This window comes from Marinimicrobium sp. C6131 (assembly GCF_026153455.1).
Taxonomy (GTDB): Bacteria; Pseudomonadota; Gammaproteobacteria; order Pseudomonadales; family Cellvibrionaceae; genus Marinimicrobium.
Map to the genome: position 1 here is coordinate 1,565,216 of NZ_CP110629.1, position 13,832 is coordinate 1,579,047.

General features: G+C 56.9%; 9 protein-coding genes. 3 read left to right on the forward strand and 6 right to left on the reverse strand.

The annotated features are described in order from the left end of the window. Positions 1-2 precede the first annotated feature (2 nt). From sdhA to sdhC, 3 genes are read right to left on the reverse strand one after another with little or no spacing between them, the layout of a single operon-like run. Complete coding sequence (gene sdhA / locus OOT55_RS06670; RefSeq protein WP_265368337.1) at positions 3-1,766, reverse strand: succinate dehydrogenase flavoprotein subunit; 1,764 nt, start codon at positions 1,764-1,766, stop codon at positions 3-5. 3 nt (positions 1,767-1,769) lie between these two features. Next, complete coding sequence (gene sdhD, locus OOT55_RS06675) at positions 1,770-2,138, reverse strand: succinate dehydrogenase, hydrophobic membrane anchor protein (protein WP_265368338.1); 369 nt, start codon at positions 2,136-2,138, stop codon at positions 1,770-1,772. Next, positions 2,132-2,506, reverse strand: a complete 375-nt coding sequence (gene sdhC, locus OOT55_RS06680; RefSeq protein WP_265368339.1) for a succinate dehydrogenase, cytochrome b556 subunit — start codon at positions 2,504-2,506, stop codon at positions 2,132-2,134. Before sdhC ends, sdhD begins: the two co-directional genes overlap by 7 nt. Positions 2,507-3,147: 641 nt before the next feature. Here sdhC and OOT55_RS06685 point away from each other — a divergent pair. The 3 genes from OOT55_RS06685 (at position 3,148) to xthA (ending at position 7,808) form a co-directional block, all read left to right on the forward strand. Further along, entirely contained in the window at positions 3,148-4,425 is a 1,278-nt protein-coding gene (locus tag OOT55_RS06685; protein ID WP_265368340.1) for a citrate synthase, read from the forward strand. 280 nt (positions 4,426-4,705) lie between these two features. Further along, complete coding sequence (locus OOT55_RS06690) at positions 4,706-6,889, forward strand: carboxy terminal-processing peptidase (RefSeq protein WP_265368341.1); 2,184 nt, start codon at positions 4,706-4,708, stop codon at positions 6,887-6,889. A 106-nt stretch (positions 6,890-6,995) separates the two neighbouring features. Next, the gene (gene xthA / locus OOT55_RS06695; RefSeq protein WP_265368342.1) at positions 6,996-7,808 is read left to right on the forward strand and encodes an exodeoxyribonuclease III; all 813 of its coding nucleotides are present in this window, start codon (positions 6,996-6,998) and stop codon (positions 7,806-7,808) included. Positions 7,809-7,881: 73 nt separating this feature from the next. On the opposite strand, the gene OOT55_RS06700 is transcribed toward xthA, so the two are convergent. From OOT55_RS06700 to OOT55_RS06710, 3 genes are all read right to left on the reverse strand, one after another. Beyond that, on the reverse strand, positions 7,882-9,387 hold the full coding sequence (locus OOT55_RS06700) for a tryptophan halogenase family protein (RefSeq protein WP_265368343.1): 1,506 nt from the start codon (positions 9,385-9,387) through the stop codon (positions 7,882-7,884). Positions 9,388-9,472: 85 nt separating this feature from the next. Then, positions 9,473-12,505: a TonB-dependent receptor gene (locus OOT55_RS06705; RefSeq protein ID WP_265368344.1), complete on the reverse strand. Its 3,033-nt coding sequence runs from the start codon at positions 12,503-12,505 to the stop codon at positions 9,473-9,475. Positions 12,506-12,783: 278 nt separating this feature from the next. Continuing rightward, the gene (locus OOT55_RS06710) at positions 12,784-13,821 is read right to left on the reverse strand and encodes a glycosyl hydrolase family 95 catalytic domain-containing protein (protein ID WP_265368345.1); all 1,038 of its coding nucleotides are present in this window, start codon (positions 13,819-13,821) and stop codon (positions 12,784-12,786) included. Positions 13,822-13,832 lie beyond the last annotated feature (11 nt).

Sequence of the window (13,832 nt, forward strand, 5' to 3'; positions counted from 1 at the left end):
CCTTAATAAACACGTGCTTTCGGTTCGAACGCGTCCATGGTGCGCGGGGCAAAGTTCACACCGCGCTTACCCACCCGCTTGTCAACCGGATAGTACATGGAGTGGCACAGCCAGTTTTTGTCGTCGCGCTCCTGGAAGTCCTCGCGGGCATGAGCGCCGCGGGACTCGGTGCGCTCGTTGGCGGCGATGGCAGTCGCCTCAGCCACTTCCAGCAGGTTCTGCAATTCCAGAGCTTCAATCCGGGCCGTGTTGAACGCATCGCTCTTGTCGTCAATGGACACGTTTTCAATGCGCTCTCGCAGAGCGGCCAGCTTTTTGATGCCCTCGGCCATGAAATCGCCCTTGCGGAACACGCCGAAGTGATTCTGCATCACTTCCTGCAGCTCTTTGCGCAGTACTGCGCTGCTTTCACCACCAGTAGAGCTGTTCAGTCGATTCAGGCGGGCCAGCGACGCTTCAATATCGCTCTCGCGCGGCGCCTGCTGCTCGGCGCCTTCACGCAGCACCTTCTCAATGTGCTTGCCGGCCGCCCGGCCAAACACCACCAGGTCCAGCAGCGAGTTACCGCCCAGGCGGTTGGCACCGTGTACCGACACACAGGCCGCCTCACCGCAGGCGAACAGACCTTCAATCGGAACGTCCTTGCCATCCGCGTCCACCGTCAGGGCCTGACCGTTCACGTTGGTCGGAATACCACCCATCATATAGTGGCAGGTGGGGACCACCGGGATCGGCTCTTTGACCGGATCCACATGGGCAAAGGTACGGGAGAGCTCGCAGATACCGGGCAGACGGCTTTCCAGCACTTCTTCGCCCAGGTGATCGAGCTTGAGCAGTACGTGATCGCCATTGGGGCCACAACCGCGGCCCTCCAGAATCTCCATGACCATGGAGCGTGCGACCACGTCGCGGCCAGCGAGGTCTTTGGCGTTGGGCGCATAACGCTCCATAAAGCGCTCGCCGTCCTTATTGATGAGGTAGCCGCCCTCACCTCGGCAACCTTCGGTCACCAGGGTGCCCGCGCCGTGAATACCGGTGGGGTGGAACTGCCACATTTCCATATCCTGGACCGGGAAACCGGCGCGCAGCGCCATGCCAATACCATCGCCGGTATTGATGTGCGCGTTGGTGGTGGAAGCGTAAATACGACCGGCACCGCCGGTTGCCAACACTGTGGCCTTGGAGCGGACAAAAACCGTCTCGCCGTCTTCAATGTTGATAGCGATCACGCCCACCACAGCGTTATCGGCGTTCTTAACCAGATCCACGGCATACCATTCATTCATGAATACCGTGTTGCTCTTGATATTGCCCTGATACAGGGTGTGCAGCAGCGCGTGCCCCGTGCGATCCGCCGCCGCGCAGGTGCGCGCCGCCTGGCCGCCACGGCCAAAATCCTTGGATTGACCACCAAACGGACGCTGATAAATGCGCCCCTCTTCGGTACGGGAGAACGGCAATCCCATGTGCTCAAGCTCGAACACGGCTTCGGGACCCACGGAGCACATATACTCGATGGCGTCCTGATCACCGATGTAATCCGAGCCCTTTACCGTGTCATACATATGCCAACGCCAATCATCGTTGGGGTCGGCACTGGCAATGGCGCAGGTGATGCCGCCCTGGGCGGACACGGTATGCGAGCGGGTCGGGAATACTTTGGTGATCACCGCGGTTTTGTAACCGGAGCTGGCCAACTGAAGGGCCGCGCGCATGCCCGCGCCGCCACCACCGACGACGATGCCGTCAAAGGAAATCGTGCGCATAGCTTAAAACCCCCAGATAATTTCGACACCCCAGAGGGTGTAAGTCACGGCGACTACCGCCAGCAGTACTTGAGCCAGCAGACGCAACACCAGGGCTTTTCCGCCCATCATCCGCTCGGTGATGTAGTCCGTCAGGACCGCCCACAGGCCGATCCAGGCGTGAGCCACGATGGACAGCAGGGTCATGAGGGTGAACACCCGCATCCACAGCTGGCCAAACAGGCCCTGCCACTGCTCAAAACTCAGTTCGGGGGTTATTAGCATGTAAGCCACAATAAAGACGGTGTAGATGGCCATGATCACCGCGCTCACACGCTGGATCAGCCAGTCATACAGGCCGCTGCGGCCGAGATTGGTTACCGCGGTTACCATATCCAGACTCCTGCCAGAACAATCAGTACAACGGCCACCGCCAGTGCGAGCTTCGCACCCAGGCGACCACCTTTCAGGCTTTCACCAATGCCACAATCCATAAACAGGTGCCGGACCCCCATCGCCATGTGATAGGCAAGCGCGGCGACCACCGCCCAGACAATGAATTGCCAGACCGGTTGGGTCAGCGTCTCCTGCAGAGCCACAAACTGCTCTTCAGAGGCAAGGCTGCCATCGAGCAACCAGAGCAGTACGGCCACTCCGGCAAAAAGGAATACACCGGAGATACGGTGAAGAATGGAAACAATTGCGGTAATCGGAAGTTTGATGGTGGAGATATCGAGATTGACAGGTCTTTGGTTTTTCACGGTTGATAGTCACCTTCTAGCCCAGCAATGTAGGCAGGTTAGCGAAATAGCGCCAAGCGCATCTCTCCAGAGCACACAGGGCGGTCGCCAGGTTGATTTGTTTGTGCGCCGTATCCGATCAACACCTTGTTAAAGATGGTGGCCAAGACCGACGATTGGCTCTCTCACCGCTGCCTGCAAGTCGCGGCGTATTATAGAGAGTCGAATCCTGAAACACAAACAAAAACCCGGGCAAAAATCGCCCGGAAATGCCCGATTGGCGTGCACTGGAGCCTCTTGACGCCCCATTTGGAGGCAAATCGCCACCGGATTTTTCCACCTCCCTCCCGGAGCCCGAAGTCAGACAGCGCTGTCATCTATTACGACACGCCCCGCGCCACCGGATCACTCCTCCCCGGAACCGTCCCCGGGGCAGCCGAAACAACAGAAACGGGCCCGCAGTCAACCGGATTTTTTGCCAACCGGCTCGCGAAAAACTACCGAAATGGGCCCTTCTCCTCTATAATGCCGCCTCCCATCAACCCGTGGGCTGTTTGACAAACCCACGCCGGGGCTTATAGTGACGCCCCGATTAAAAACCCGGTCTGGCCATCCAGCCATTCCTGGAAGCCTTAAAAGTTTGTAAACCACAGGAGTCCGTAATGACTGACAGAAAAGCACGGTTAACGGTCGACGGCCTGGATGCGCCCATTGATCTGCCTGTTTACCCGAGCACTGCCGGCCCTGACGTGATTGATGTCTCCGGCCTGACCAAGAAGGGTTTTTTCACCTACGACCCGGGGTTTATGTCCACCGCCCCCTGCGAGTCCAAAATCACCTTCATTGATGGTGCCAAAGGGGTGCTTCTGCACCGCGGCTACCCCATCGATCAACTGGCTGAGCACTCCGACTACCTGGAGACCTGCTACCTCCTGCTGAATGGCGAGCTTCCCTCAAATGAGCAGAAGGCAACCTTCGCCGAGGAAGTCAAAAAGCACTCCAAAGTCGATGACTCGGTGGCCAGAATCATCCGTGGTTTCAACCGGAACGCCCACCCCATGGCCATCATGGGCAGCGCGGTCAACGCCCTCGCAGCGGTTTATCATGATGAGACCGACATCACCAGCGAAGAGAGTCGCCGCATCACCGCTTACCGCCTGATCGGACAGATGCCGACCCTGGCCGCCATGGCCCACAAGCACCGCCAGGGAGAGGAATTCATTGCGCCCGATGCCGATCTCGCCTACGCTGAAAACTACCTGAACATGACCTTCGGTACCGCCGGACAAGGCCCGAAGGTCAACCAGGTGCTGGCCAAGGCCATGGACCGGATCTTCCTGCTCCATGCGGACCACGAGCAGAACGCTTCCACCTCCACCGTTCGCCTGTCCGGCTCCTCTGGCACCAACCCCTTTGCCGCGATCGCGGCCGGCATTGCCACCCTGTGGGGACCCGCCCACGGCGGTGCCAATGAGGCCGTGCTCAACATGCTTGAGGAAATTGGTAGCGTCGACAATATCGATACCTACGTGGCCAAGGCCAAAGACAAAAATGATCCCTTCCGCCTGATGGGCTTCGGTCACCGGGTCTACAAGAACTTTGATCCACGCGCCAAAGTGATGAAGCAGGCCGCTGACGAAGTACTCTCGGAGCTGGGCCTGGAAAACGACCCACTGCTGGCGATCGCCAAGCGTCTGGAGAAAATTGCACTGGAAGACGAGTACTTCATCCAGAAGAAGCTCTACCCCAACGTGGACTTTTACTCCGGCATCATCATGAAAGCCATTGGCATTCCCACCGAAGCGTTCACAGTGATTTTTGCCACTGGCCGCGCCGTCGGCTGGTATGCCCACTGGCAGGAAATGGTCAGCGCCCCCTACAAGATCGGTCGCCCACGCCAGTTGTATACCGGCTACAGCAAGCGGGATTATCCCGCCTGAGGCACCCATCTCAGACGCCCTCCGGGGCACGCCGGGGCCGCACAGTGTGCGGCCCCGATGCATTTCGGGCCCTCGTCACCCATTGCCGGCTGATCGCCTCGCGCACACCCGGGGGAACTCTCCCGTCCGTTTACCTTTCTAAACGTCTCCTGAAGCCGCCCCGGTAGCCATACTCCGGGGGCTATAGTAGTATGAAACTCCAGTATTAATGCCGCTTCCAGTGCGCCTTTCGACCTCCAGCAAGGTCCTTGGGCACCGGAAACACAGCAGGATTGAATCTATGCTCAACGTCCCGAAGTTCCTGCGCAGCAGTCTCGCCATCTCGGCCCTGTTGTTCAGCGCCCCACTGGTCTGGGCTGCCGCCCTGGCCCCCCTGGAAATCACGGATCAACACCGCCAGGTCACGGCGAGCGTGGTCCAGCAACTGAGCGAGCACCACTACCGGGACCAGTCCCTCAATGACGACATGTCGTCCGAGTATCTGGACAATTACCTGAAAACGCTGGACCCCACCAAGAGCTATTTTTTCAAAGCCGATATCGACGGGTTCAATCGTCATCGGGACAGATTTGACGACTGGCTCGCCAAAGGCAACCTCAACGAGGCCTTTGAAATCTTCGACATCTACCGGCAGCGTCTGACGACACGCCTGGAGTCCGTGATTGAACGACTGGAAAGCGACGAGATTCAATACGACTTCACGACCGACGATGAGCTCGTGGTGGATTGGGAGCACGCCGAGTGGCCCCAGGACAAGAAAACCGCCGACGAACTCTGGCACCGTCGGGTCAAAGCCAGTCTGCTGGATCTGGTGCTCGCCGGTAAAGATCTCGAAGAAAGCAAGGAGCTGCTGCGCAAACGCTATGAGAATCAGCTTCGCCGGGTTCGCCAACAGGACAACGACGATGCATTCGAAGTCGTGATCAACAGCCTGACCACGCTGTACGATCCGCACACCAACTACCTGTCGCCGAGAACACTGGAAAACTTCAATATCAACATGTCTCTGTCACTGGAGGGTATTGGTGCCGTACTCCAGACAGAGGACGAGCACACCAAAGTCATGCGTCTGGTTCCCGCCGGCCCGGCAGACAAGCAGGGCGAGCTGCGTCCGGCTGACCGCATCGTCGCCGTCGGTCAGGGCGAGGAAGGCGAAATGACCGACGTGGTCGGCTGGCGCCTCGACGAAGTGGTCGAACAGATTCGCGGCAAAAAAGACACCGTCGTCCGTCTGGAGGTATTGCCTGCCAAGGCCCCCACCGACAGTGCCACCAAAATCATCACCATCACCCGGGACAAGGTCAAGCTTGAGGAACAAGCCGCCAAGCACGACGTATTCGAGGTGATGAATGGGCGCGACCGCTACAAAATTGGCGTCATTCGCGTGCCCACCTTCTACATGGACTTCGAGGCTTATCGCAAGCGCGACCCCAACTTCAAGAGCACCACCCGGGACGTCCACCGCATTCTGCAGGAACTGGAAAAAGAGAATGTAGACGGTATTGTGCTCGACTTGCGAGGCAACGGCGGCGGCTCCCTGCAGGAAGCCACCACCCTGACCGACCTGTTCATTGATCGCGGACCCGTGGTTCAGATCCGCCAGACCAATGAGCTGATCTCGCGCAATTATCAGTCACATTCGCGAGCGGCTTATCGCGGTCCGCTGGTGGTTCTGATTGATCGCCTGAGCGCCTCGGCCTCGGAAATTTTTGCCGGCGCCATTCAGGATTACGGACGAGGCATTATTGTCGGCACCCAGAGCTTCGGCAAAGGGTCTGTGCAGTCTCTGGTGCCGGTCGATGCCGGGCAGCTCAAACTGACAGAATCCAAGTTCTACCGCGTATCGGGCGAGAGCACACAGCACCGCGGGGTAATTCCCGACATGACACTACCCAGCCTGGTCAACATTGACGATGTCGGTGAAAGCACCTACGACAATGCCCTGCCCTGGGACAAAATACACGCAGTCCCACACTCCCGCTACTTTGATATTCAGGCGCTTTTGCCGCACCTGAACCCCTTGCATGAGCAGCGCGTGAAAAAGAATCCCGACTTTATTTACCTGCGCGAGCAGATGGCGCTGACGGAAAAGAACAAGGACCGCACGGTCGTCTCCCTGAATGAAAAACAGCGACGGAACGAGCAGGAATCCCTGGAAAAGGCCTTATTGCAGCTCGAGAATGAGCGTCGCAAAGCCAAGGGACTGTCACTGTATGAAAGTTACGAAGACATCGACCGGGTGGCCAGCGGCGACGAGGAGGAGGCCAGCGATGGCGCCAATACCGAAGAAGCGGCCAACGATGACGAAGAAGGTGATCTGGTCAGTTTCACCGCCCTCTCGCACAGTGAAATCAATCCAGACAAAGACCCCTTTCTCAACGAAGCCGGGCACATTCTGGTGGATTTCATTGAGCAACTTGAATCCATGAATGAACAGGATCGGGATCGCGTCGCCAACTGGTGAGCAAGCAGACCCACGACCCTGATACGGCCCACCGTTTACGGCAGCGCTGTATCGGGGTCTTTTTCAACCCACGCCTCAATAAGATCGGACTCAGGACTTTAACCGCATGAACGCCGTTTCCTTCAACGTAAACAGTATCCGTACCCGCTTTCATCAATTGCAGGCCGTCATCGACAAACACCAACCGGACTTCATTGGCCTGCAGGAAACCAAGGTCACCGACGACCAGTTTCCCGAACAGGAAATACGGGATATGGGGTACCATGTGGAGTTCTACGGTCAGAAAACCCATTACGGCGTTGCACTATTGTCCCGCCTTCCCTTCAAGCAGGTGATCAAGGGTTTCCCCGGTGATCTGGAGGAGTCTCAACGACGTTTTATCGGCGGTGTATTCGACTCTCCCCTGGGGGGTGAGATTACCGTGCTTAACGGCTATTTCCCTCAGGGCGAAAACCGTGACCACCCGGTGAAGTTTCCCAATAAGCGTAAATTTTACCAGGACCTGATGACCTACCTGAACGAACACTGTGACCCCTCCAAGCCGCTGTTGGTGATGGGAGATATGAACATCTCTCACACCGATCGGGATATTGGTATTGGCGAACAGAATCGCAAGCGCTGGCTGCGCGAGGGAAAATGCAGCTTCTTGCCGGAGGAACGGGAGTGGTTGGATACCCTTCTGAACTGGGGGCTTAAGGACACCTTTCGCCAACACAATCCCGACGAAGAGCGCACCTTCAGCTGGTTTGATTATCGGAGCAAAGGCTTTGATGCAGACCCCAAGCGCGGCCTGAGAATTGATCTGATTCTGGCGACCGATCCGTTACTCAAGCGATGCACCGAGACGGGCATTGACTACGACATCCGGGGCATGGAGCGTCCCTCGGATCACTGTCCGATATGGGCAAACTTTCAGTGACCAGAGCCACATACTCGCCAACTCCCACCCCCGCCGATACGACAGGCCCCGGGATCAACGGTTGAATCGAGAGCTAAGCGCTGTCATACACCTGAGCCAGAAACTCCGAGTGTGACGGCGCACAGCTCGCCGCTTCGGCGACCAATTCTTTCATACGGATCATCACCTGCTCAAGCTTATCGGCATCCAACGAGACAACAGATGGCGGGCACTGACCCGGCAGGCGTCCGAAACCATTGTACATGGCCATCCAGTTGGCCTCATGAAATGATTCCTGCTCGTGCAGTACCAAGGAACCATCCCGGTCGTAGTTCGCCATTTTTTCTCGCAACGGCTCTGGCACCGGCCGATCCCGAAAACTGCGCCAGAAAGGCGTGTCCGAACGATCGCTGGCGATATAATGCAACAGTATAAAATCCCGGACCCGTTCATATTCCTGTTGGTTCAGCCGGTTCGCCTCGTCAATGTTTTCCGGCTGGATCCGAAGGTCCGGAATGAACTGCATCAACTTTTCCATTCCGGTTTGAATCAGGGAGATACTGGTGGATTCCAACGGTTCAATAAAACCGCTCGCCAACCCCAGCGCCACGCAATTGTGCCGCCAGAAATCACGTCGCATTCCCGCTTCAAAAGATAATTTCCTCGGTTCGGTAATGGGCGCTTCCCGAAGACTGCTTAGCAAATCCCGTTCAGCTTGCTCGTCATCAATATAACGACTACTGTACACGTAGCCGTTCCCGCAACGCTGCTCCAGTGGTATCCGCCACTGCCAGCCAGCTTCCCGGGCAATAGACCGGGTGTACGGAGTGAGGCCCTCAGTGTTCTCCGTCTGCACGACAACCGCCCGGTCACAGGGAAGCATATCGGCCCAGGAGTCAAACGGAACGCCCAGGGTCTGTCCCAGGATCAAACTGCGAAACCCGGAACAATCAATAAAAAGGTCACCTGAAATCCGCCCCCCCTCTTTCAGAGTGAGCGCCTGCACATAACCGTTGTCGGAATTCAGCTCCACCGCCGCAACATTGGCTCGCCGGTGTACCACACCCCGCGCTTCCGCGTAGGCCTGGAGAAAACGGGCATATAGACTAGCGTCGAAGTGGTAGGCGTAGTTATAACGGGCCAGGGGAGAGGTGGCATCAATATCCGGCTGGGAAAAACGCCCGGCACGTGCCATTTGCACAGCGACACTATAGTGATCAAGGCTCGAACCGCGCCCCTCCAGCCGCTGTTTTACCCAGCAGTGGTAAAACGACTGCCCAGCGATTTTGGTACCAAAATCAGCGAATGGATGAAAGAACTTATGTCCCTGACATCGCCAGTTTTCAAATTCGATTCCCAGCTTGAACGTCGCACCGGTTGCACGGATAAACTCCGCTTCTGAAACCCGTAGATTCCGATGCAATTGCCGGAGTCCCGGCACAGTGGCCTCTCCAACTCCGACAGTGGGAACGTCCGGGGATTCCACTAACTCAATATGCAGATTACGGTCCCTGTACCGTTCGGCCATCATGGCGGCCGCCATCCACCCAGCGGTGCCACCGCCAAGAATGACGACACGTTGAATCGGATCGTTAATCATAAAACTCACCATTTCACCGCCTACACACCATGGTACCGGCGGCCCCGAGAGACGGGCACATCCCTGTGCACCGGGTAAGACAGGGTTAGAACGTCGCCCGCAGACTCAGAGAATAACGGGTATCCTGAGTGTTGACGAACGCCGTATGATCCCCGGCCCCATTTTGCCGGACGACACCCCGGGTTTCAGATTGACTGATATTGTACGCTTCGAAGTTCACGTACAGATTCTCATTGATCGCATAACCCAAGGTAAAGTCCAACTGACCATAGTCGTCCGCGAATATCGGCAAGCGCCAGTCCACCCCGGCATTGCTGCCGTTCCAGCCGTTAGGCCCGATGGAGAGCATCTCCTCGCTGCGCCAGTTCCAGGCAAGACGGGAACTGAAACCATAGTTGTCGTACATCAGGACAAGGTTATAGGTGTGCTCCGAAATGCCTTCGAGCGGCAGCCCTTCGTATGTCGAACCGTCGGTATCGACCGGCTGGGTATCCCGCGGCACATCGGCACTGCTGTCAATGTAGGTATAGTTGGCTTGGACCCCCAGACCATCCCAGGGCTCGGGCAGACGATCAAAGAACTTGGTACCGCCAACCTCAAAGCCGGTCACTTCCGCCGTACCGGTATTCACGGTACGAATGCTGGTGACGTCCTCGAAACCTTCGAACTCCTCCAGGGTCACCGTGGACTCCCGGAAAAAGTCCGATACGTCCTTATAGAACAGCGCCGAATAAAGCATACCGCCGTTATCGTCGAAATACCATTCGGCGGTCAAGTCGTACTGATCCGCCTCCATCGGCTCAAGCACGGGGTTGGTGCCATTGGAACTGAGATTGAACTGCACCATGCTTTCATCAAAGTCATCAATGGTATCCGGCTGCTCCACCCCTTCATCCCACTCAGCGCTCAGGTTCAACAATGCCTTGGTCCGGTAGAACTCGGGCCGCCAGATGCCGCGGGAGGCTGCAAAACGGAATACCAGTTCGTCTGTGGCATCCAGTTTCAGGTTCATACTCGGCAAGACATTGGTATAACTGTTCTCCCCCGAGTAGGGCCGGTCGGGCTGGAAGAAGGGTTGAACGGTAATGTCATTGCCCTGATCATCGGTCTCGCCCGTGGGGACACTGAAGGTCGGATAGGTCAGTTGCCCGGTTGAGACATTCTCCGTGCGCACGGCCCGGACCCCGATATTACCTGACAACGGCATTTCCCACTCGTCAAAGCCGAAATCCGCACGAACATAGATGGCCTCGGTGGTCTCGTCCTGCGTGTTGACGTTATCCGGGCTGTTCAGGTCCAGCGCATTGAAATCCGGTTGGCTGGAGCCACCCGGCGTCACCGCCACAATCGCGTCGGTAATCCCCCGGAAGTCACTCAAAAGGCGATCATCAATCAGCATGGCGGTAGTGGGCACGTTGGTGTCCCCACGCTGGAAGTCGTCAAAGGAAAAGCGGGTCAGGTATTGAGGATCCTCGATTTTAGGCAAATCATCGGTGGTTTCGATACCGTTCCAACCACCGACACCGGTCACCATCCAGGGCTGATAACGGGCACTCCAGTGAGCCGTCTCCCGGTTCTCCGCGGTTTTGTCGGAATAGCGGGCCCCCGCCTTCACCGACCGAATGACCGAGTCATCAAACTCATATTCAACATCCAGAGTAACGGAGGTGGCCTTCGCTTCGTTGTCCGACGGAATGGACATCATCTGTCCGTAGCTGAAATTCCCATGGTTGGTCAGATACCCGGCGGGCAAAACCTCAATGTCGGGAGTGCCATCGGTCGTATCCAGGCCGGTCACCCGAATCGCCTCGGGGAAAGCTACCAAGCCCAGGGTATAATCTTCCGACTCCGCCGTGGATACTACGTGCTGAATATCACCTTCAATCTGCCAGTTTTCGTTCACGTTCAAGGAGAAACCGGTGGAGATATCCGTGGTCACCGACTCATTCTTGGAGTAGCGGGTACTGGTCCCGAAGGGAACCCCATTTCCCTGGGCCGTGGTGATGGTACCACTGACCAGGGCGTTGTTCTCATCGTAGACCCAATCATCCCCGCCCGGCACGGGCAGAAACTGATTGAAACCACCACCGGCATCAATGAAGAAGGCATGCTCATTCCAGTTGCGCTCGGCTTCGCTACGGAAAGCGGTCATGTACCACTCGGAATCGGAGTTCGGTGCCCACTGAAGGGCGAGATACTGCCCATCACGAGACCGTTCATAATCATTGCGCCGCCAGTCAGCACCGCGAGGGACATAGACGGTTCGATCGGGTTCGATTTCCGCAAGCTCTCCGGTCTCACCGGGAACCCGCGGGTGAAACGCACGAATCAGAACGTTATCGGAGCGGCTTGAAATATCAGAGGTCGATACATCGAGGAGAATACCGAAGTCGCCCAGATCGGTATCCCACCGATTGCTATAAAGACCGGAAAACTCGGAGTTGAATTCCTCAATGATATCGCCGTAGTTCCCTTTCGCCGTGAAGCTCATGACTTGTCCGTCAGAGTCAAACGGCATGCGGGTGCGAAGATTGACAATTCCCCCCAGACCGCCTTCAACCATATCTGCGGTTGGCGTCTTGTACACATCGACACCGGCCATCAACTCCGCCGGCACGTCATCAAAACTCAAGCCTCGGCCGCCACTGGCAGAGAAGATGTCCCGCCCATTGAGCTCACCGCGAACCTGCGGCAGTCCCCGGATGGAAACTCCGGCACCTTCGCCGGCAAAGTGTTCCGGGTCACTCGGATTGTCAAAGCGCGATACCGCCACACCTGAAACGCGTTGCAGCGCTTCAGAGATGCTGCGGTCAGGCAATTTACCGATATCTTCCGCAACGATCGAATCGACGATGGCATCCGCATTGCGTTTGATTTCTTGGGCGGACTCGATACTCAAGCGCTGACCAGAGACGATGATCTCCTCAAGCTGAGCCTCGTCTGCCGACATCTGAGCCTCAGCGTCACTCTGCTGAGCAAAACTGACCGAATGGTAGCCGATAGCACCGGCAACCAGCACTTTACTACTCCAGCGCACCGCTTCAGCCAGTTTGCGGCGAGAAAACGGTGCCTGCCGAACGTGCGCACCCATTGCGATAGAATCATTGGTTGTTGTCATATAATGAACTCCACTTGCTTGGTTATTAATAGAATCGCGATATTATTGTTATCCATCTGAGGTCCTTTTTCTTCGTGACTATAAATTGCTTCCTTCTCCGCTCACGAAGCTTTCCAGCACGGAGCTTCCCATTTTTCCAAGAAGATCCCCGCGCCTTTACGGAGTCTATGCAGCTTCATCCGACACTCGCCAAAAACGATACACTCCACTTTTGAGAGCAGACCACTGGCGCACCTCACCCTCTCCGGAGAGCGTCAATGGAGTGCCATTATTCATGTTCACGGCCGTGTACGGCTTTGAAAATGGTTCACTGCGAAGTCGATAGACGTCGGGCCCGCCGACCTTGAGTTCGACCCACTGAAGCCTGCTCTGTCGCCCTCTAGCAGACGCGCCCAAAGGTTGATCTTCCACGCCTGAGCCGAACCTGTTCCGCCATCGCCTCGAGCATTGAGCGTGGTTTTTGTGGTTTCCAGCAGTGCGCTTTGTTCGGCAGTAATCTGTCTACCCGGATGGAGCGCGAACAGGTGAGGCACAGGACGAGGGATCTTCTCCGGATCGTCCAGGTCCGCATGCCATTCCTGCGGCTGGTCCCATCGCCCGATTTTCAAACCGGGATTCAGCCGCTCCAAAAACTCCCGGTTCCGATTGAAAAGATAGTGTTCGTAATAGTGCTGAGCCCGCCAGGCGCCCGCCTCGGGTTGCCAGAAGGCGGTGGGCCAGTCGATAACCCCGACGAACCCCCAGATGTTTGTATTGAGAAGCAACGTCCAGCCATCGGCGCCATAGAACTGTCTGGCCGAGCGCCGCCCGGGCTTCACCAGTGCATCGACAAAATCGAACAACGGCCCTGTGGTTTCTGAGAGATTGGTGACCTCCTCCGGCCAGTAACTCATCTGAAGGTTGATATTGACGTGGTAGTCAGCGTTCCAGGGAGGTGTTTCTGAATGATTCCACACGCCCTGCAAGTTGGCGGGCAGAGAGCCATTGCGGGAAGACGCAATCAGAAGGTAGCGGCCAAACTGAAAATACAGCACCTCCTGCGCCCGGTCTTCTGCCGGCGTGTTGGTGGATCCGTAATCCGCCAGCAACTGCGGCGTCGGCTTGTCATAGGTAGACTGGCCCAGGTCCAGTACAACGCGATCGAACAGCGCTTGATGGTCCGCGCTGACCCGAATCACGATTACCTGATCGGGAGAGCTGGCGAAATACTCCAGCTGGTAGGTTACGTCCTCCTGCCCGAAACTGACGCTGGCGACAACCGGTAGTGCACAGGCAAGCACCGTCAGCCCCATCAAGAGGCGGGTAGTGAAGCACAAACAAATGACTC